This is a genomic window from Leptospira wolffii serovar Khorat str. Khorat-H2 (assembly GCF_000306115.2).
GTDB lineage: Bacteria > Spirochaetota > Leptospiria > Leptospirales > Leptospiraceae > Leptospira_B > Leptospira_B wolffii.
On record NZ_AKWX02000007.1, the window covers coordinates 18,424 to 39,532 of the forward strand.

Annotated in this window: 16 protein-coding genes; 9 read left to right on the forward strand and 7 right to left on the reverse strand. The window is 45.5% G+C overall.

Annotated elements, in window-relative coordinates; translation table 11 throughout:
* The first annotated feature begins 1 nt into the window (after position 1).
* On the forward strand, positions 2-3,160 hold the full coding sequence (locus tag LEP1GSC061_RS04385; protein ID WP_016545048.1) for a SpoIIE family protein phosphatase: 3,159 nt from the start codon (positions 2-4) through the stop codon (positions 3,158-3,160).
* 26 nt (positions 3,161-3,186) lie between these two features.
* Here LEP1GSC061_RS04385 and LEP1GSC061_RS04390 read toward each other — a convergent pair whose 3' ends face one another.
* The 3 genes from LEP1GSC061_RS04390 to LEP1GSC061_RS04400 all read right to left on the reverse strand — a co-directional run bounded on the left by LEP1GSC061_RS04390 (position 3,187) and on the right by LEP1GSC061_RS04400 (position 5,362).
* Positions 3,187-3,948 (reverse strand): ABC transporter permease, encoded by a 762-nt coding sequence (locus LEP1GSC061_RS04390; protein WP_016544342.1) that lies wholly within the window; start codon positions 3,946-3,948, stop codon positions 3,187-3,189.
* Positions 3,945-4,886 carry an ABC transporter ATP-binding protein gene (locus tag LEP1GSC061_RS04395; protein WP_016544946.1) on the reverse strand — a complete coding sequence of 314 codons (942 nt, stop codon included), beginning with the start codon at positions 4,884-4,886 and terminating at the stop codon, positions 3,945-3,947. The genes LEP1GSC061_RS04390 and LEP1GSC061_RS04395 overlap by 4 nt, the downstream gene beginning before the upstream one ends.
* Before the next feature lie 146 nt (positions 4,887-5,032).
* Positions 5,033-5,362 (reverse strand): DUF2834 domain-containing protein, encoded by a 330-nt coding sequence (locus LEP1GSC061_RS04400; protein WP_016544729.1) that lies wholly within the window; start codon positions 5,360-5,362, stop codon positions 5,033-5,035.
* 276 nt (positions 5,363-5,638) lie between these two features.
* On the opposite strand from LEP1GSC061_RS04400, the gene LEP1GSC061_RS04405 reads away from it, so the two are divergent.
* Both LEP1GSC061_RS04405 and LEP1GSC061_RS04410 read left to right on the forward strand, forming a co-directional pair.
* The gene (locus LEP1GSC061_RS04405) at positions 5,639-8,809 is read left to right on the forward strand and encodes a fibronectin type III domain-containing protein (protein ID WP_016544235.1); all 3,171 of its coding nucleotides are present in this window, start codon (positions 5,639-5,641) and stop codon (positions 8,807-8,809) included.
* 152 nt (positions 8,810-8,961) lie between these two features.
* On the forward strand, positions 8,962-10,404 hold the full coding sequence (locus LEP1GSC061_RS04410) for a RecQ family ATP-dependent DNA helicase (RefSeq protein WP_040508153.1): 1,443 nt from the start codon (positions 8,962-8,964) through the stop codon (positions 10,402-10,404).
* On the opposite strand, the gene LEP1GSC061_RS04415 is transcribed toward LEP1GSC061_RS04410, so the two are convergent.
* Together LEP1GSC061_RS04415 and LEP1GSC061_RS04425 are read right to left on the reverse strand one after the other, a co-directional pair.
* The gene (locus LEP1GSC061_RS04415) at positions 10,401-12,404 is read right to left on the reverse strand and encodes a sensor histidine kinase (RefSeq protein ID WP_016545047.1); all 2,004 of its coding nucleotides are present in this window, start codon (positions 12,402-12,404) and stop codon (positions 10,401-10,403) included. The genes LEP1GSC061_RS04410 and LEP1GSC061_RS04415 overlap by 4 nt on opposite strands.
* Before the next feature lie 112 nt (positions 12,405-12,516).
* Positions 12,517-13,491, reverse strand: a complete 975-nt coding sequence (locus LEP1GSC061_RS04425; protein WP_016544731.1) for an LA_2444/LA_4059 family outer membrane protein — start codon at positions 13,489-13,491, stop codon at positions 12,517-12,519.
* A 216-nt stretch (positions 13,492-13,707) separates the two neighbouring features.
* On the opposite strand from LEP1GSC061_RS04425, the gene LEP1GSC061_RS04430 reads away from it, so the two are divergent.
* Both LEP1GSC061_RS04430 and LEP1GSC061_RS04435 read left to right on the forward strand, forming a co-directional pair.
* Complete coding sequence (locus LEP1GSC061_RS04430; protein WP_016545011.1) at positions 13,708-14,154, forward strand: LA_3696 family protein; 447 nt, start codon at positions 13,708-13,710, stop codon at positions 14,152-14,154.
* A 76-nt stretch (positions 14,155-14,230) separates the two neighbouring features.
* A complete protein-coding gene (locus LEP1GSC061_RS04435) occupies positions 14,231-15,193 on the forward strand; it encodes an NAD-dependent epimerase/dehydratase family protein (protein WP_016544411.1) in 963 nt (320 codons plus the stop codon).
* A 10-nt stretch (positions 15,194-15,203) separates the two neighbouring features.
* Here LEP1GSC061_RS04435 and LEP1GSC061_RS04440 read toward each other — a convergent pair whose 3' ends face one another.
* Complete coding sequence (locus LEP1GSC061_RS04440; RefSeq protein WP_016544310.1) at positions 15,204-15,539, reverse strand: ArsR/SmtB family transcription factor; 336 nt, start codon at positions 15,537-15,539, stop codon at positions 15,204-15,206.
* A gap of 173 nt (positions 15,540-15,712) precedes the next feature.
* Here LEP1GSC061_RS04440 and LEP1GSC061_RS04445 point away from each other — a divergent pair, with 173 nt between their 5' ends.
* Positions 15,713-17,071 carry a hypothetical protein gene (locus LEP1GSC061_RS04445; protein WP_016544416.1) on the forward strand — a complete coding sequence of 453 codons (1,359 nt, stop codon included), beginning with the start codon at positions 15,713-15,715 and terminating at the stop codon, positions 17,069-17,071.
* A 108-nt stretch (positions 17,072-17,179) separates the two neighbouring features.
* On the opposite strand, the gene LEP1GSC061_RS04450 is transcribed toward LEP1GSC061_RS04445, so the two are convergent.
* Positions 17,180-17,788 carry a beta-class carbonic anhydrase gene (locus LEP1GSC061_RS04450; protein ID WP_016544464.1) on the reverse strand — a complete coding sequence of 203 codons (609 nt, stop codon included), beginning with the start codon at positions 17,786-17,788 and terminating at the stop codon, positions 17,180-17,182.
* Between the two features lie 584 nt (positions 17,789-18,372).
* On the opposite strand from LEP1GSC061_RS04450, the gene LEP1GSC061_RS04455 reads away from it, so the two are divergent.
* From LEP1GSC061_RS04455 to LEP1GSC061_RS04465, 3 genes are read left to right on the forward strand one after another with little or no spacing between them, the layout of a single operon-like run.
* Positions 18,373-19,527, forward strand: a complete 1,155-nt coding sequence (locus LEP1GSC061_RS04455) for a cytochrome-c peroxidase (protein WP_016544289.1) — start codon at positions 18,373-18,375, stop codon at positions 19,525-19,527.
* 35 nt (positions 19,528-19,562) lie between these two features.
* The gene (locus LEP1GSC061_RS04460) at positions 19,563-20,651 is read left to right on the forward strand and encodes a metallophosphoesterase family protein (protein WP_016545090.1); all 1,089 of its coding nucleotides are present in this window, start codon (positions 19,563-19,565) and stop codon (positions 20,649-20,651) included.
* A gap of 9 nt (positions 20,652-20,660) precedes the next feature.
* Complete coding sequence (locus LEP1GSC061_RS04465; RefSeq protein WP_016544981.1) at positions 20,661-21,101, forward strand: c-type cytochrome; 441 nt, start codon at positions 20,661-20,663, stop codon at positions 21,099-21,101.
* Positions 21,102-21,109 lie beyond the last annotated feature (8 nt).

The window sequence follows — 21,109 nt, forward strand, 5'->3', positions numbered from 1 at the left end:
TATGGGACAGTTCTATTTTAATTTTTATTTCTTCGGCTCTTTGCTTGCCTGTTTATTTTCCATTTACGTTACATTCTTCTTTCTGACGATCAAAGATAGAAGCAAGGCGGCGTTCCATTTGGGATTGTCTACCCTTGCGATGACTCTATTTCATTTGGCCTATATCATCGCGTTTATTTCCTTCGAAGAATGGACCATCATGCACAGATGGCTCGCCATTCCTTCTCCCATGATGGGATTTATACAATGTTTCATATTCTTCTTTTACTTTCCCACGGAGAGAAAGGTCAAATTCGGATTAACGGTTTATTATATTCTATACGCCGGACTCGCTCTTGTGACCGGCATATTCGTTTATAATACCTTACATTCCATACATCGTTTCAATATAGGCAGCAGCTATTGGGATTTCGAAACGCATCGTTTTTATAGGATCTTTTCGCTGATTATTCTGCTCTATAATTTCGCGTTTCTTGCCTCCGCCACATGGAGAGCGATCGTGGAAAAAGGAAAAGAGAGAAGGTGGATCATCTATATCGCCATAGCGTATTCCACCATCACCATCGTTCCAGGTATCCTGAACGTGATGAGCCGAGACGGATCCGTTTCCAGAAAGGTCTTCCAGCATACCACGGATATCGCTCTTGTCGTAGGCCTCTTTCTTGTTTTGATCGTCTACGCCAACGCGACTAAGGAGAGGACGACCATATTGAGTCGGATCGTTTCCGTAACCATGGCGACTTTCTTTTTGGCGTTTCAGTTGGTCGGTTACGCTATCTTGACCGGTTACGATTCTTCCTACGATTCTATCCAAACCCAGGCCGCGGAACTCGCCGTAAAGGACGGAAAAATTCCGAAAGCATTCGCTTATATGGTTTCCTATGATCCTAAGTCGAATCGTTTTCGGTTGGAAAAGGGAGAGAAGGACCCTAGATTCGATTCGGAAGACAGATTGGAGATTTCCTTCTTTCATATTACGAATCGTCTTTACGGTTCGGAAAATCTGAGCGGAAAGGAGAGATGGGCTAGGGTTCAAGCCGAGCTTGAGGATTCTCCTCCCGAATTTTACGCATACAAGGAAGGAATACGACGTTTTCTATTGTCCGCCGGAAATTCTTCCGTATCGGACGAGGATCTGAGGATTTTTTTCCGGCACCTAAATGAAAAATCGAATATTACGAAAAATAGATTCTTGAATCTACCTTCCAAGACGGATGCCGGCGCGGTATTAAAACTTTTACACTCCGAAGAGGTCGGCCTTTCCGGCGTTCTAGATAAGGTTCGTGAAAGAGTGGAAAAGGACTTACAGTCGGGAAAATCGGAGAAGGAAATCCGATCCACATTGATTTCCGCTCTTTCTCCCATCCGAGAACCGGGGGAGAGAATGTATCGCGGAGCCAAGTTCAATTCTTCGGAAGAAAAAACTCCCAGCTTCTATGTTTCCTATATCGTTCCTGATTTGAAAAGCGGTAAGATCTACGAAGTGGGCTTTACCTACAGATCTCTTAGGGAATTCATCCACGAGCCTTCGTCGGTTCTCGTAGTTTGCCTCTTAGTAGTAATGCTGACTATAAGTCTGGGCTTTCGTTTCTTCTTCCAAAATGCGTTCGTAAAACCCATGGAGGAGGTGGTCGTAGGATTAACGGAGGTGAATTCCGGAAATTTGGAATATAGGCTAACCCCGAGAGTCGAGGATGAGATCGGTTTTATCGCTCGATCTTTCAATCGTATGGCGCGTTCCATTCAGGCTGCTAGAAAAAGATTGGAGCAGTATGCGAACGAACTCGAGGAGAAAGTGAAGGAAAGAACTAGAGAGCTCGAAAACAGTTTAGTGGAAATCAAAGAGCTTAAGCAACAACAGGACGGGGATTATTTTCTCACTTCTCTTTTAACTAAGGCCTTGGGAGCCAATAGGGCGGAGCAGGATAACGTAAAGGTGGACTTTCTTCTGGAACAAAAGAAAAAGTTCGTCTTTCGAAAATACGAGGACGAGATCGGAGGAGACCTGAATATCTCCAACCGCATCCGCTTGCAAAACCGATCTTATACCGTTTTTCTGAACGGAGATGCGATGGGAAAATCCATGCAGGGCGCAGGGGGCGCCTTGGTCCTCGGAGCGGTATTCGAATCGATCATAGAAAGAACCAAAGCTCTCGATTCCATCAAGAGCCAATCTCCCGAACGATGGTTAAAGAACGCATTCATAGAATTGCATAAAGTATTCGAAAGTTTCAACGGCTCCATGCTCGTTTCTTCCGTCATGGGGCTTGTGGACGATTCCGTAGGCATATTATATTATATGAATGCGGAGCATCCTTGGACAATTCTTTATCGGGACGGGGTGGCGAGTTTTATAGAAAGCGATTTCATGTTCCGCAAATTGGGAACGACCGGAATGGACGGATCAATATATGTCCGCACTTTTCAGTTGGAACCCGAGGACGTGATCATCGTAGGTTCGGACGGAAGGGACGACATTGTGGTCGGCACGGATTCCGACGGAGACAGAATCATCAACGACGACGAAATGCTTTTTCTTCGTACCGTGGAAGAAGCGGAAGGGGATTTGCAAAGAATTTACAATATCACCCTGAAAAAAGGAGTCTTAAGCGACGATCTGTCTTTGATCCGTCTTTCCTATAAGAAGAGCGATCCGGAAAACCCGGTCCCTGTGGATAAGCGCAAGAGAGTGAAGGAACTCCTACGCATGGCGAAAGAAAGCTCCAAGAGTAAGGATGTAAACGAAGCGATCTCCTACTTGCAAGAGGCCGAATCCTTGGATAGTCGCATTCCCGAGGTGAAGAAGAATTTCGTCCGCCTATTCTTAAAATTGAAGGATTACGCGAAGGCCGCCAGATATGCCGAGGACTATATAGGTATTCGTCCTATCGACAACGATCTGCTCTATATCGCTTCCTTTGCGGCAAGAAAATCGGGAGAGCTCAGAAAAGCGTTGGATTTCGGGGAACGATTGAGGCTTCGGGAACCGGAGCATTTTAAGAATCTTATGAACTTAGCCAGGATCTATACCGCACTAAAGAATTATCCGATTGCAATGAGTCTTCTTAGGCAGGCGCTTAAATCGGATCCGCAAAATGAAGTAGTTCGAAGAAGTATCGCCGTACTACAAAAATATTCCGGCGATACTCCTTTAGAATAAATTTCGGAGGGACCTAAGCCCCCGATTTATTTTTTGATATGATATCCGGTGCGAAACATCCAAGCGATGGTGAACATACAGGCGCTTAAGAAAACTACGATCATGGCCAGGCTGATTTCCAAGCTGACGTCCGATATTTCATAAAAGCTCCAACGGAATCCGCTGACCAAATATAAGATCGGATTGAAGAGGGTGATCGTTCTCCAAAAAGGAGGAAGCATGCTCGCGGAATAGAAACTTCCTCCTAAGAAGACAAGGGGAGTGATCACTAACATCGGAATTACTTGCAATTTTTCGAAATTATCGGCCCAGATCCCTATGATAAAACCGAATAAGCTGAAAGAAACGCAGGTCAATACCAGAAAGAAAACCATCAAAAACGGATGAGCTATATGAATCGGTACGAAAAGCGAAGCGGTTGCGAGCATGATCAGTCCCAATATTAAGGACTTTGTTGCGGCGGCTCCTACGAATCCTATCACCGCTTCGAAACTGGAAACCGGGGCGGATAGAATTTCATAGATCGTTCCCGTGAATTTAGGAAAGTAGATCCCGAACGACGCGTTGGAAATACTTTCCGTCAATAACGAAAGCATAATCAAACCCGGAACGATAAAGGAGCCGTAAGCGACTCCGTTCACTTCCTGGATTCTGGATCCTATGGCGGAACCGAACACGACGAAATATAAGGATGTGGAAATCACGGGAGAGGCGATACTCTGCATCAAGGTGCGTCTCGTTCTCGCCATTTCGAAAAAATAAATCGATCTAATCGCTTGAAAGTTCATTTGGATTCCTTTACTAACTGAACGAAAATTTCTTCCAGGGAACTCTGGTTAGTGCTAAGGTCCTTGAAACCGATTCCTGCCTGTTGGATATCCTCCAAGAAGGACGCGATTCCGGTCCGTTTGTCCTGTATATCGTAGGTGTACAGTAGTTGCTTGCCTTCGTTCGCAAGATCCAACTCGTATTTTTTCAAAGTTTCCGGAACGGAAAGAATAGGCTGGGAAAGATCCAGGATCACCTGCTTCTTGCCTAATTTGTGCATGAGTTCCTTTTTCTCTTCTACGAGAATCAATTCTCCCTTGTTCATAATACCGACTCTGTCCGCGATCTCCTCCGCCTCTTCTATATAATGAGTGGTAAGAATAACGGTGACTCCTTGGTCTCTTAAGGACCTAACGATATTCCACATATCTTTCCGGAGTTCCACGTCCACTCCCGCCGTAGGTTCATCTAAGAACAGAACGGAAGGCTCGTGGGACAATGCCTTGGCGATCAGGACCCTACGTTTCATCCCTCCGGAAAGAGTGATGATCGTACTGTCTTTCTTGTCCCAAAGGGAAAGGGATCTGAGTACTTTTTCGATATATTGCGGGTTCGGGGCCTTACCGAATAACCCTCGGCTGAAATTCACGGTGGCTAAAACGGATTCGAAAGAATGCACGGTGAGTTCCTGAGGAACGAGTCCGATCATAGATCGGGTCTTTCTAAAATCTTTGATGATATCGAATCCGCCCACGGACACGGATCCCGTACTCGGGGTCACGATGCCGCAGATAATAGAGATCAAGGATGTCTTTCCGGCGCCGTTCGGGCCTAGAAGAGCTATAATCTCTCCCGTCTTAATATCCAAATTGATTTTCTTTAAGGCCTCGAAGCCGTTGGAATAGGATTTGGAAAGGTCTCGTATGGAAACTATGGATGCTTGGGAATCGTTTTGCATAAAAATCCAAGATAATGCCTCTGTTTAAGGACGAAGGCAGAATGTCTAAAATATCAATCCTATCGTCCCTATCCAGCATCATTTGATTGGTAGAAAAATTGTTTCCGAAAAATTAAAAACGGAAGTCGGTCGAAAAATGCGGCTTTTTATGCGATTTTATCTCTCTGTTTTTCCCGTAGAATGATATAGAAGACCAAACCCGCGGCGACTCCGGGCACTACTCCCAGAACTAAAGCGATCCATCCGTTTTTAATTCCCTTTACCTTAGCTTCGTACAATACCCATATCGCTAATGCGCACCAGGTGAAGATGACGTCTAACGCGTATCCCGAAGAGAAAGGATTTACGAATCCTCCTCCGAACGCTCCGACCAGATCGAAGTTTTCCGATAGAGGAGGTGTAACGAGGTAGGCCAGGGAAATCGTAAACAAGGTTGCGATGCTAAGTAAGATCCATTTAGTTAGGTTCCAATTCATATTCTTCTCCTTTTGAAAAGATTCGATATCGCAAAACGAATGTTTGCTTCTTAGATCGAATCTGTAGGGAACGCTACAGTGATATAAATAGCAAGCCCTTCTTACTTCTTTTTATCCTAACTGGGATATGTGAAAAGGTTCCCGTTTTTCCGTTTTTCACGAAAAAAAATCCCGATTCTAATGAATTTTTGGCTCAGCAATAACGTTTTCGGGCTATATCCCCTGAATTCAAAATAAAGCACGTTAAGTGAAATACTAGATTTGGAGGATATTTCTATGCGCGTTTCGCTATGTCGATTCGGGTTGGCCGTGGCGTTCGTTTCCGTCTTGGCCGGTTGCTCTTGGTTAAAACAGATTCCGGGTTTCGGAAATGGCGGGTCCCATTTGGCTTCCCTTTCCATAAAAGAGGCGGGAATTTTTGCAGGTAGTGGTAGCTCCGGTCCGTCCGGAAACACGATCTCTTCTTCGGACGGGCTCTTTTCCGTTTTCATTCCCTCCGGGGCGATGGACGAGGAAAAGACTTTCGAAATCACGAAGTACGTTCCTAATACGGACGCTCTCCCCACCGGATATTTTCCTACGACTCCGTTGTATGAAATCACTCCGTCTTATAAGTTCAAAAAGGACGTTACCATAACCATCACATTGGATTCGGATAAGGTAAACTCCCTGAATCTAAGTCGCAAGAAGTCCCAAGGTTTCGTATTGAGTCAAACTCCGGAAGAGGATAATTCGGGAAGAATTATCGGAGGATGGAATGCGAGCCACACTTCGGTAAGCGGTGATAAGGTGACATTGCGCACTCGCACCTTCTCCGTATTCGGTGCCGGAACTCCTCCCGCGGGAAACAACGCGCCTAATATCCTCGGAGCATTCTATTATTTTAAACCGAATTGTTCCTACCTTCCTTATATGGTTCGGACTCGGATCATAGAGCCGGACGGTGATTCCATGCAGGTATATCTGCTTACCGGAAGTGCGGGAGGAACGGCAGTCGCGATTCCTATGGCTCCGGAATCCGGAAATTGGTACAGCGCGAATATTCCGTACGAGTCCATGATTATGGGCGGAGTACAGATGCAAGTTCTTGCGGTGGATTCTTACGGAAACAACTCCAGTCATCCTACCGGGGGACTCTTCAATTATCCGGCGGATGCGCAGAATTTTACTTACACGACAGGATACAAGACGGACCAAGATAACGACGGTTATCTGGATGCTTGGGAAGTGGACAACGGATTCAATCCGAATAGCGCGGCTTCTCCGAATGCGGCGGTCTTTCCGGATACGGACGGGGACGGCATTCCTAATATCGCCGACAAAACTCCTAACGGAGAGGTGAATCCTCCCATCGATAGCTTGACTTTGATTCCGGGCACTTTGCGTATGGACGTCGGGGAGAATGTGACGTTTGCCGTTACCGCTTCTTTCGCAGGTCAACCTAGATTCGTTGCTCCTACATTGAATGTTACTGGAAATTCGGTGAACGGATCTCCGGTAGGAACTCTTACCGGTTCTACTTTGCACGCGAACGCTCCGGGGCTCGCGGGAGTTACCGCAACCATAGGTAACCTGAATACCACAACCAGGGTGACCGTTGTGGATTCCGTCGCACCGAGCGGTATCACGGATTTGAGCGCTACTGCTATGACTTTCACTCAGATTCGACTGCGTTGGACTGCTCCCGGAAACGATAGTGCCGCAGGAAGGGCCGCCGCTTATGAGATCCGTCGTTCTACGTCCGCGATTACGACTAACTTACAGTGCGATGCGGCTCCGGCAATAGCGCATACTCTGATTCCTAAAAATGCGGGTTTACCGGAAGTATTGGATATTAACGGTCATTCTCCGAATACAAGTTATTACTATTGTATCCGTGCATTCGATTGGAACGGCAATAGAAGCTCTTGGACCGGTACCGTTCAGGCTACCACTCCGGCGACTCCGGATCTTTCCCGTCCGGGAAATATCACCAATCTAAGCGTTACCGTAGTGAACGATACCGTAGTGGATCTGTCTTGGACTGCGGTAGGCGATGATGGGAATGTCGGAATCGCAGCAGCCTACGATATTCGTAAGTCTACGAATGTGATCAACACCGACAACGATTGTGATGGTGCAGTTTCGATTCAGAATGCTATTTTCGGGATCGCTTCCGGGACCACTATTAACTTTAGAGTAAGCGATCTCTCCGAAGACACCAGATATTATTTCTGTGTTAGGGCATATGACGAGGTCAGCAATCGAAGCAGTTGGAATGGAACCGTTTCCGCAAGAACCCGTATGGGGAATAAGGCACCCGTAGTGGATGCGGGCCCCGATCAATTGAATCGGATGATTTCCCAAGTGGTGAATTTGAACGGAACCGCTTCTTCGGATCCTGACAAAGGAATCTGTACTGCGAACCAATCCAACTACATTTACCAATGGAGATTCGTCTCTCGTCCGTTGGGATCGGCTCTTTTGGATACGAACATCACGAATCGTAACCAATTATCCGCTTCCTTCGTTCCGGATGTGGTTGGTCAATATATGTTGGAACTTTCCTTTACGGACGATCCCGGAACCTGTTTCGGAGGAGCCCGATTGGGAATAGATACTGTGGTGATCAACGCTTTGGATTTGGATAGTATCAATCCGGATCCCGTTTCCAGCAGATCTGCCGCTCCGATTTCCTTGGATCAGATTCAAGTAAGTTGGTACAATGTAGGGGATGACGGAATGGTAGGTACGGTCTCCAATTACAAAATCGGGGTTTCCCTCTCGCCGATATCCACGACCGCGGAATGCGACGCCGCTCCGGATGTGCGTTATCCGAATCTGAATAATTACGTTCCTGGACAGGCTGTGAGCTTTATCGTAGGCGGACTATTACAGAATACGGTTTATAATTTCTGTATCATCGCTTACGACGACGTAGGAAATAAGAGTTCTTGGACCGGACCTTTAAGCGCCAAAACTTTGGAAGGAATTTCCGGTTGGGGAACATTTACGAGCTGGAGTTCTTGCAGCGTGAAGTGCGGTTGGGGTAACCAAACAAGATCCAGAATCTGTTTGGATCCTACGCAAGGATGTGCCGGATCCGCAGTGGAAACACAGAACTGTAACAATCACAGTTGCGGAGCCTATTCGAATGCGGTATTCAATAACGGAACGAACCCTAGCGCTTCTTGTCCTGCCGGATATCATAGAACGAATTCCGGAACCTTTAGCGGGATATATAGAAGGGTCGTTTACGATTATTGGGGAGAAGGCTGGGCCTGCGGAATTCTAGTAAGACAGGATCAGAGTTTCTATTCATGGGATTATACTTCTGCGGATTTGACTTCCACTTCCGCTACGTATTATTACCCGACCAATAATCCGCCGCCGGTGGAGAATTATTGCATTCAGCATACCGTGCAAAGCAATCGATACACGAGTATCTACTGCGCGGAGACTCCCTAAATAAGGATTAGATAAAAATAGATTCTACCTTGGATTGGGCCTCGTCTTTCTCGAAATAGCGGGAAGGGCGGGGCTTTTTTCATCGTATCTTCTTGTTAGAAGGAAATTTCGAAATCGCTTCCCATTTCAAAGAGCCCGGGAATCCTGGATTCATGTCTTCCCTTGCGGAATGTAAAACTCTTTTCGGAATTTCCGCCTTCCGAGGTTCTCAGGAAAATATCATAACCCGCACTATGGAGGGAAAACACTCGCTTGTGATCATGCCCACGGGTATGGGAAAATCCGTATGTTACCAGATTCCCGCGTTATTATCCGAAGGGTTGACGATCGTGATTTCGCCTCTCATCGCTCTAATGCAGGACCAGGTGGACAAGTTGAAGCGTTTCGGAATCGACGCAGAGTTCGTCAATTCCTCCTTATCGGCAGAGGAAAGGGTTCTGCGTTATGAAAATTTAAAGCAGGGAAATTATAAGATACTATACGTATCTCCGGAGAGATTCCGTAAATCCGCCTTTTTGGAAATATTCCAAAATCGTAAAGTTTCCCTCTTGGCCGTGGACGAAGCCCATTGCGTCAGCCAATGGGGGCACGATTTCCGTCCCGATTACTCCAAAATTTCCGAATTTCGTAAAATTCTAAAATTTCCCACTACGATGGCTTTGACCGCTACCGCCACAAAGGAGATCCGGAGCGACATCCTACGACAGATCGGAATTTCCGAATCCGAAACGGAAATTTTCGACGAAGGGATATGCAGGCCGAATTTGTATTTGGAGGCCAGAAGTTTTCCCGATCCTGTTTCCAAGAGAAAAGAGATCCTTTCCTTGTTGAAGGGAGAAAGAAAGAACACCATAGTCTATTTCAATTTGATCAAAAATCTGGAAAGTTTCGGAGAAGCCTTGGATCTAGAAAAGATTCCGTATCGGATTTACCATGGACAATTGCCTCCGGAAAAGAGAAAGAGAATCCAGGAATCCTTTTTGAAATCCAAGGATCAACTCTTACTCGCGACGAATGCGTTCGGGATGGGTGTGGATAAACCGGATATCCGAAGAGTGATTCACGCGGAACTGCCTTCTTCTTTGGAGTCCTATTATCAGGAAATCGGTAGAGCGGGACGGGACGGAGAACCTTCCGAATGTTTGCTTTTCTATAATCAGGACGATCTTGCTGTACTGATGGATTTTATCGAATGGCAAAATCCGGACTCGGCCTTTTTTTCCAGAGTATACCAGACTATGAAACATACGGGAGAAGCTCTTTCCTCTTTGAGTTACGAAGACCTGCAAGCCAGAGTCGTGCATAAGAATCGAGGGGATCATAGATTGCAGACGGTTCTGAATCTATTCGATCGCCACGGAGTGACAAGCGGAGAGACGGAGAGGGGGAATTTGAGATTACGGAATATTCTTCCTGAAACTCTTTCGGATCCGAAACTCTTGGAAGATAAAAAGAAGGCCGCTCAAAATCGATTGTACAAGATGCTGATGTATCTGAAAAGCGAAGTCTGTCGTAGGGAATTCGTATACGAATATTTCGACGCAAAATTCACCCGTTGCGATAATTGCGATATTTGTAATGGATCTCCGGATTAGGATCTAAGGTCTCCCGCCTGGGGTTGCGGTATGGTAAATCTAAACAACGTTCCTTTTTGGATCTCCGATTCTACGCTGATTTCTCCGTGGTAGGCCTTGATGATACTATACACCAAAGGCAACCCGAGGCCCGTTCCGGTTTCGTTCATGGTGCCCAACCGGGTGGATTTCACTTCGGTGGAGAATAAATTCGGAATCATTTCCTTTGGAATTCCGACACCGGTGTCTTTAACCACGAATTCCACGGCGTCCGGACGAGAGTAGAATTCGATCTGAACCGAATCTCCTTCTCTGGAAAACTTAATCGCATTGGATAATAGGTTAATGAAGATTTCTGCGAGAAGGGAACGGTCCACATTCATTCTAGCGTCGCTCGGAATTCGGTTCTCGATACGGATATTCTTGGACTGAGCCTGGCTCCAAAGCTTGGAGACGACCCTTTCCACTTCCGGATACACATAGATCATGCTGTTTTCCAGATGGAATGAGCCGGAACGAAGACGGTTCAGATCCAAAAGAGTGGAGATCATTTCCAAGGATTGTGCGGAAGTTTGTTCCGCTCTGTCCATCCATTCCAGGATGGATTTGTCGTCCAATTTATCGTAGTCGTTTTTGATGAGTTGCAAAACGCCTATTACAGTCGCAATGGGGGACCGAAGGTCGTGTGTGACTAGGGAAATGAAAGTGTCCTTAAGGGAATTCGCATCTTCGGCGGCGATCTTGGCTTCCGCCAATTCCTTCGTTCTTTCCGTCACCTTATTCTCCAGGGATTTTTGCAATTCCTCCAATCTTACGAATGCGTTGGAAAAGCGCATGGATAGCATTACTGTCTGGGAGAATAGGAAAGCGAGAAGCCCCCAGTTCGCAAGGTAGCTCGTCTTTATTATAAGAGTTTGATTTAGAATATCGTTAATCGTCGTGAAGAATAGGATGAGGGCCCCGATGGTAAAAAGTAAGGACCCTTCTCTTTTGCGAAACAGACATCGAATCATGACCGCCGCGAAATACAATGTGGAGGCTCCCAGGCAGAGCTGGAAGATTCGTATCAGATTCATGTAAATCGTAGAAGGAAGCGCGATTACTATCGCCGCAAATATCGCCCCTATCCATAGAAATATTCTATCGAAGATCGGAGAGAATTCCTGGGGAAAAACGGAATGCAGAAACCTGGAAAATAGAGGGAGAGAAACGACCGTAGTCAAAAGGTCCAGCTTATGGATCAGTATCCAATACACATCCGGGAAAGTTTCGTATATGAAAACGGAACCGGTGAAGAATCCCCTCAGGCTCACATCTATGCAGAAAAGTCCGAACCAGATCGCGGATTTGTCCACTCTTCGCATTGCGAAAAGTATTAAATGATAAAGCCCCATAAGAAAGGTGGAGCCGAATACCATCCAACCCAGCGAGGCTTCCCATTTTTTGGATTCGAATACGGAAAGTGCCGGGCCTATGAATAGGGACTTTCGAATTCCTCCGGTTATATGATAAAAATTGGATACTTGGAATCGAAGATCCAGTTTGTCCGTTCCTTCCGGAAGGAAAACGATCGGATGTTTGTAGGAAGGCAGCATTTCCTTTTTGCTCGTTCCCACTTTTCCGTTCTCGTGTAGGAGTATTCCGTTTGCATACAACTTGTAAGCGGTGGAAATATCGCCTAACTGTAAAGCCAGCGGGGGCAGATTTCGATCGAGTAGAATGAGGATACGATAAGTTCCTACACCTTCTCCTCCGTGTTCCTTGGCTCCTGTCCGAAATCGATTCCAGGAATCCGGAACCGAAATAGTTCCGCTTCCTTCTCCTAAAGAGACTGTATTCGGATCCGTTAGTCCGTCCGTAAATTCCCATTCTCCGTCCAAGGGAACGGAGGGAAAATTGTTGGAGTTCCAACCTCGTAAATCCAGAATTCCTTGTTTTACTTCGGGAGAATAAGAATCTTCGGAGGATAGGCAACCTCCGAAGGTAAGAATGAGAAAAAAGATGATTCCCGGAAATCTCATTGACTTAGTCCAGTTCAGTCTATCGAACCGGGATACTCTGTATAGAAGATTTTCGAAGGAAGGACAACTCGGAAATGTGTTCGTTGTGGGTCATACAAGGGAACCTTTCGCCTTAAAACAGGACGGAAAAACCCAGAAAGAACCCCTTTAGTATCTCGTAGTTTCCGCTTTTAGAAGCGTTCGAAATCGTCCAGATACTTGGATTCGAAAAATCTAGTTTCGCATTGATTTGGTCGAAATGCAGATAGCTGAAATAGGAGGAGATTTGATTGTATCCGATTTGAAATTTCATATTTTCATGAAATTGATACTGCAAGGATACTTCCGCCTCGAATCCTCTATAGATGCCTCTGGTTCCCGCACTACCGTTGGTTAATGTGATGGAAGAGGGAGAGAAGGTAGGATTCCGAAAAAACCTGGTTCCTTCCGTATAAAAGCCGTCCAATCCGAACGCGAAAGTGATATTCTCATAGAATCGATATCTGCTTTGAAAAGAGGCCTGGGGGCCGTAGGTGTAAAAATATTCCTGGAAGGCGCCGTCTAACAGATAATAGCCGTAAGTATATTTATTTATATTACGAATCCCTCCGCCAAGATATAGATTCCAGTCTTTCGTTACGGATAGAATCTTGTAACCGTTGATTTCGAATTCGGATCTTGCTACAGGTGCATAATAGAATCTTTCCGCCGATATCCCTCTTGTATCGGTGCGAATTACGTTCGAATTGGGGTTGACTAACTCTACTTCGTAGTAACCGGTCTCGATTCTGTAATTCTTTTCATAATTCTCATAGCTGAGTACTGCGGGAACGAGTACTTTTCGGTTTTGTTGTAAATGCTCGGTTTGAACGCTACTATTCGGGTTCGTTCTTTCCGAGTATGAAGTATAATTATAGGGAACGAATTGGTAGGTTTGTCTCTTTAATAAAAGCTCGAATCTTTGTTTCGGATTCCTTTCTTCCCTCTTGGAATCATCCTCCGCATATATATCCGCAGAAAAAAGAAATGTTAAGACGCAAACATTTCCCGCTATAGAACGTAACTTCTGAAAAGAAGATGATACTAAATTTGCATTCGGTCGAAACATAAGTAAAAATAGATTTTAAATACTTTAAATTCTATGAGAGTCAAGGAATTTACATTCCGAACATTACTGATGGAATAGGAATTCCGGAATAAGTTTTCGAAAATTTCTTAGAAGAATATTATAAAAAACGTAACCATAATCCTTTCCCCAGGACCCGGCCCTTTTTAGGAGATGCGATTTTCGATTGATCGCTTCTTCATTAGGAGGTTTTATTCTATGTCATACGATCCGGAAACTATTACTGTCGTCCCGAAATCTCTCCGCGATTCTCTGGGAGAGGAAGGGACAGCTTCTTTAGTGGATCTTTTGAATCGAGTTCATGCGGTAGGTAAAAAGAATATGAAAGAATCCATAAACGATAAATTCGAAAAAAGACTGATGGAAGAAACGGGCAAACTCTGGGTGGCAATCGCCGAATTGCGAGCAGAGATGCAGGCAGGCTTTGCCGGAATCCATGAAAAATTGTCGGAGGTATACCGTGAAATCTCGCGATTGTATGCGGGACAGGCCAAATTGCAGGAGAGTATTGCGGATCTCCGTAAATCCATGGTCTCCCAAACCAAATGGATCTTGTCCTGCATGCTGGAATCGGCTTTCTTTTTCTTGCGGTCGCAAAATACTTCTAATTCTTTTCCAGGATTATTTATTTCTCTTACGATTTAGGAAGACGAAATCGATGGGATTGTAAATTCTTCTACTGTGGCGACTCCCGTAAGATGCAGTTTCCATAGGAGAATATATGAAGATTTTTGTCACCGGTGCTTCCGGCTTTGTGGGAGGAGCGATCGCTCGACATCTGCAAAGGAAGCATCAGGTAAAAGTTCTTTCTCGTACGGAAAAAACGGATGTTTCTTTGCGTTCCCAAGGATTGGAAATAGTCAGAGGGGACCTTTCTTCGATTCGTCCCGAGGATCTAAAAGGAACGGAGATTATAATACACTGCGCCGCTTTCGTCGGTCCCTGGGGGACTCGCAAAGATTTTTGGGATGGGAACGTGGAAGGAACTTCTCATCTGATTTCCGTGGCCAAGGAAGCGGGAGTGAAAAGATTCATCCATATGGGAACGGAAGCCGCATTGTTCTACGGCCAGGACATGATCGATATCGACGAGTCTTATCCTTACCCGAAGCACACTCCGTATCTTTATAGCGAAACCAAGGCGGAAGCGGAAAGGAGAGTGGTCGCCGCCAATTCTCCCGGTTTCGAAACGATCGTTCTGCGCCCCCGTTTGGTTTGGGGGCCAGGAGATACTTCCGTTCTTCCAGTGGTCAAAAAGATGGTGCAAGAGGGAAAATTCCTCTGGATAGACGGTGGCAGAGCCAAGACTTCCGTCACTTGCATTCCCAATCTAGTGCATGCGACGGAGCTTGCGCTTACGAAAGGCAAGGCCGGACAAATCTATTTCATCACGGACGACGAGGTGCAGACTGTCCGTTCCTTTTTAACGGCCATGCTTGGCACCCAAGGACTCATTCTTCCTACAAAGTCAGTTCCGGGATTCATTGCGAGCGCTCTCGCTTATTTAGTGGAAGGTATCTGGAGAATTTTAGGAATTCTTAAAGAACCTCCCATGATGCGGTTTCCTATCGATATCATGGGAAGAGAATGCACCATTCGTATAGATAAGGCCAAGTCGGAATTGGGTTATTTGCCCCAGGTCAGCGTGGCCCAAGGGTTGGATTTGATGAGAAGCTCGAAATAACAGGAAAGGATCAGGGCTTGTGTTGGGCTTCCGATTCTTCTAGTCTGGCGCTTCTTAAAATCGTCTCTAAAAGACCCGGAAATTTTTTCTCCAAGTCTTCGCTTCTTATGGTTAGAAACTTTTGTGTTCCTTCCAAGCGGGTATGTGTGATTCCCGCTTCTCTCAATTTAGAGATATGATAGGAGATATTCGTTTTGGGAGCGTAGATCAGAAACGTGGAGCAATTCGCTTCTCCTAGTTCCGATAGTTTCAATAGAATTTTACGACGGATCGGATCGCTTACTGCTTCGAAGATCGAGGAAAGCTCGATCTGGTCCGGGCCCGGATGGGGTGGAATTTTGGACATGTGCTTTTTTTCGACAATTCCTCCTATTAGTTCAATAATATTTGAACAAAAGATTGACAAGCACTTTCTAAGTTTTGAAGTTCAAAAAGTATTGAACTATATAGCAAAGCTTCCCTAAGGCTTCTTACAGGTGATTCCTGCATGAAGAGAAGGGGCTTTGTAGGAGGATTGCCTTGGACGCGACGAAAACATTCCATCATGCTCTGAAAGTATTTTCTATCCTGAGTCTTTCCGCTTTCGGTTTTTCCGAAGTGCTTGGAGACGAGGTAAAATTGAAGTCTGGAAAGATTCTTAAAAACCTGAAAATGGAAAAGGAAGCGGAAGATTCCTATATTTTCAGTTTAGAGGATTCGATTCCGGTCCGTATTCGCAAATCCGATATAGAAGCGATTACTAAATCGGAGGAGCTCGCTCCCGGCGATAAAATCGCTACGATTCCCGGTCCCGGACCGAAGAAACATTTCGATTTGATTTGGACCCAATCCCTAACCAACGATATCTTCATCAACGGGAACAGTTTATTCGGAAACGGATACGCACGTAGAAACGATGTATCGTATTCCAGCGTTCCCGGATCTCTTATTTTGGATACGTCGGCAAATATCCAAACTCCTCTGGAAGGATTGACTCTTACCGTAAGGGATTCTTCTCCTCTAACTTCGAGAACCAATCGAGACGTGGACGGCGTGTACCAATCCAGACCTTACGGTCCCGGAGTAGACGCGGAAACCGCTATCCAGGATTCGAATACGTATCGTAAGAGAAAAGAGCCTACGGGACTCAGAGAACTTGTTGCTACCGTAGTGAATTATAAATGGTCTACATCTAGGATAGGAGATTGGAATGTATCTTGGATTTACGTCTCCAGTAGTCAGCCTAGCTTCGCTTTGGGACTGATCGGAGTAGGTTGGGCTTTGCCAGTATTCAAATATGTGAATCCTACTTACGCGTATAATATTCGCTATACTTCCGAAAGGATCGGCGGTTCGAGCATAGGAGGAGAGAAGGACCAGGAATCCGGATATCCTACGAACGGGTTTAACGGAAGCATGTTCCACCGTTTCTCCATGCACCACGAGTACGAGATAACTAAGGATTTCAGGGTCCAGCCAGGAGTGGATTTCGGTTATCAGTATTACAACGATAATATAGATAAACGGTCCGGCTTTAAGAATATAGATTACAAGGTAGTCGTGCGGTATCTCGCCTTCTTTCTTTCGGTTACCGACGTGTATCGGCCGAATACTTATATGATAGATAATAACTATTATTATCCGAATTCGGTGGGGGCTCAGAATATAGGAACGGTTCCGGGAGCCACTTGGGTGCAACCGCTGACTTCCAATTCCGGAGACGGTCTAACCGCGGATCCTTCCAAGGGCTACGGGCTCACGAATAGTTATATGCTGAATGCGATAGAGAATTCGAATCTGGATCCTAACCTCAAGCAAGCGTTAGTGAATCATCATTTGGAGCAGAAGATTCCTTTGCATAGTATCATCTGGTCTTTCGGTTATTCCGTCCGCATATGAAACTTTTTTCGTTCTGAACAAAAGAGATTCCGCACACGGCATCCGATTGAGGGGATGGGATACCGTGTGCGGAATTTAGAGTGGAGAAGATTCTAATCGATTTTCAAATTAGGTCGCTCTTCCGATTTTCGTGGCTTCTCCCACTTCCACGAGTTTTCCGGTTTTGACGTCGTAATAATATCCGTAGATGGGAATATCTTTCGGAATCAAAGGATGATTTCTGATTCTTTTCACATCGTCGATCACGCTTTTCTCCAAATCTTCGAAAGTCAGGAATGGAATGTATTTTGCCTCGTCAGAACCTCCCGATTCTTCCAAGTTTCTCCATCCGTTCGCGTCTACTGTGGCGGTCTTCAGGCTTTTCGCGAGAAGGTTGCGTATGATCGGATCCGTAAATAGCTGCATACCGCAATCCGAATGATGGATTACGAAAAATTCTTTGGTGCCTAAAAGTTTATACGAAATGATCAAGGAGCGGATTGCGTCGTCGCTCGCTCTTCCTCCTGCGTTTCGGATAACGTGTGCGTCCCCTTCGGAGAGTCCCGCGTATTTTGCGGGATCTAGTCTTGCATCCATGCAGGTGAGAATTGTGAAACTCCTGCCCGGGGGGAGGGGCAATTCCCCTTTTTTCCCGAATTCAGAGACGTACTTTTGGTTGGCCTCGATCACTTCCTTATGAACTTTGCTTGATTCTTTCTGTAAAATGCTGTTTGACATGCCGGAAATTATATCCGTAATAACGGATTTTCATCTCTAATAATGGAAGAACAGTGAGAAATTACAGGGATTCGCATGATCCATTGTGCATTCGTATAATGGATTTGCGGGACGGATGACCCTTGGCGGAACTCTTAGGGAGTGTGTTCGGTTTGGATTTGGGGATTAGAGCATAGGATCGTTGTCGAAGTATTCATGGACGGAATTGTATATAAATAAATCATAATATTCTTTTTGAGGGTTGGATGTCGAATTGGAAGCGTTTGCTTTTTGAAAGTCGAATGAGTAGTCCTTCCAGGTTGTGTAGCGTTTTCTGTTATAAGGGATACACATGTATAATGTAGGAGCTGTTCGATTTAAGAATAAAACGGATTCTTATTTGTGGACGGGGAGACTTATTGGCAGTAGATTTAGGATAACGTATATATTCATATGTTATATATAGCGAATGTTTTATATGTTTCATGCTGTTATTTTAATTTTTTATAAAATTTTCTTTAAACTAACATTTTTTGCATCTCCTCTATTGACTTGCGTTGCTATAAGAATTATTCTAAATTTAGAACTCTTATCGTGTTACTATTATGCAAGTGCCAAGACTGTATCGGATTTTATCGGTTTTATTTTGTATCCTGCTTGCGGAGTTCATTTTACTTGCTTGCGATAAGCAAAAGAAAGAAGGCGCTGCCGCGGAATTTATTTATGAATCCACCGGAATATTAGGTCTTCCCGATCTTCCCATTCCTAAGAACAATCCTCAGTCCAAGGATAAGATTCTTTTGGGCGCAAAATTATATTCGGATACTCGGTTTAGTGCGGATGGAACGGTTTCTTGCGCTACTTGTCACAAACCGGATCTTGCATTTACGGATAGACTTAAGGTCTCGAAAGGAATCAAAAATCTTACAGGAACTAGAAACGCTCCCTCTGTTTTGAATGCAGCATTCTATAAGACACAATTTTGGGATGGACGAAGGGGAGATTTGGAGGGGCAGTCCAAGGATCCTTTACTGAATCCCGTGGAACACGGCTTATCCAGTCATGAAGATCTGCTCAAAATAGTCCGTTCCGACGAGGATTACGTTTATAGATTCCGTACCGTATTCGGAATCGAAAAGGATTCCATCGATATCGATCGGGTGGCAATGGCAATCGCTTCTTTCGAGAGAACGATTATCTCGGGAGATTCTTCCTTCGATAGATACCGTTATGGAAACGATCCCAAGGCTCTTTCCGATTCGGCCATCCGAGGTCTGGACGTGTATCTAGGCAAGGGACGTTGCCAGGACTGTCATATGATCGGAGAGAAGAATGCGATCTTTACCGACGATAAATTCCATAATCTGGGAGTCGGCTTCAAGCGTATCCAACCGAAATTGGAGGAGATCCTACGCAAACGTTCGGAGTCTCCGGGAGCGACCTCGAGTTCCGACGAGGAGATTCTTACGAACTTGGAATCTTCGGAACTCGGGAGATTTTCCGTGACGGGGCAGAACGAGGACCTTGGTGCCTTCAAGACTCCCTCACTACGTAATATCGCTCTCACTGCTCCTTATATGCACGACGGAAGTCTCACGAGTTTGGAGCAGGTAATCGCATTATACGATAAGGGAGGAGAATCGAATCCCTTTTTGGCGAGCGGGATTCGACCTCTCGGCCTAAGCGCCGGAGAGAAGGCCGATCTCGTCGCTTTTTTGAAGTCCTTAACCAGTTCGCGTCTACCGAGTCTGCCTAAATAAGGAAAGGTCCGAACGAAAATCGGAGGAGTGGGGAAATGAAAGAGGGAAAATTCAGCAGAGGGGATTTTTTGAGGGGAGCGGGAGGTTTATTCGCGGCAAGCATCGTGCCCATGAGCCTCGTAGAGATCGCCTGCGGGGGCGGACGAGGAAAGGGTACTCATGAGAAATTTACCTTTGCCTTCATCTCCGATCCTCACCTAACGCATATTAAAGGAAATAATTTCGTTCGAAATTTCGATAGCGGGCTTTTAAAGGCGATCGAAACGGTGAATCTCATGTTTCCTCGTCCCGATTTCGCGGTATTCGGCGGGGATCTGGCACAGCTTGGAAAAAGGGAGGAGCTGGATCACGGGATGGAGCTTCTTTCCAAGTTGAAAGTTCCCGTGAAATATGTGATAGGGGAACACGACTATTATTTGGATTTGGGAGCGTATTGGCAGGATAAGATCAGCAAGTTGAACTATTCCTTCGATCATAAAGGCGTCCACTTCGTGGTCCTGAATAGTATTCTTACCTACGATACTTGGATCAATAGATGGAAGACTCCTGCAGAAAGGATGAACGAGATGGCCCGCTTGGATAACCCCAACGGATCTCCTTTTATGGTGGGCGAAGAACAAATCTCCTGGTTGGAAAAGGATTTGGAAGCGTTGAAGAGCGGAACGCCGTTGATCATCCTGTCCCATTCTCCTCTTTATAAGATTTATAAGCCTTGGAATTTTTGGACGGACGATGCGGAAAAAATCCAGTCCGTTCTTCGAAGGTTCGATAACGTCACCGTTTTTCACGGACATGTGCATCAGGTTCTATATAACCAAATCAAGAATATCAGCTTTTACGCATTGATGTCCACGGCTTGGCCTTGGCCTTATCCGGAAAGTTACAAACAGGAACCTAATTATATTCCTAAGATGACCGTATTCATGAATCGTCAGGATCCTTTTCATGAAAGGGACGGCACTGGTTGGGCGTTCGTGAACATGGACAATGCCAGGGAAGAGATGCATTATAAACTTTGGGAAAATCAGGATCGGGTGGTGAAATACGACGATTCTCAGGGGCATCCGGTGGATTCCACCTACCAGAAATTGGAGTCTAGGATTCTTCCCCAGACACATTATTAGGAGATTCTTATGAATGATTTAAACGGATTCGATAAGAAAAGGAATATCGGTAAAACGATTCGACTGGCATTTCCCGTATTCCTTCTTGCGGTAAGCGTCTCCTTGGTTTTCGGGGATGATTGGAATAAAGGCAACGAGGAAAAATGGAACGCGGCCTTTATGGAAACCGTGAAGACGGGAGAAAAACTTTTTCACGGACCCGAGTTGGGAGGAAATACGGTGCAATGCGCGATGTGCCATCCCAATGCGACCAACACTCATCCGGAGACTTATCCTAAATTCCAAAAGCAGATCGGAAAGGTTTCCACTTTAAGGGAAATGATCAATTGGTGCATCGAAAACCCTCTCCAAGGGAAACGCCTGGCCTACGACGATCCTAAGATGATCGCGTTGGAAGCATACATTCTTTACGAAAGAAGGAACACTCCTTTAGTTCCGGGAAAACATTGAGGAGGAAT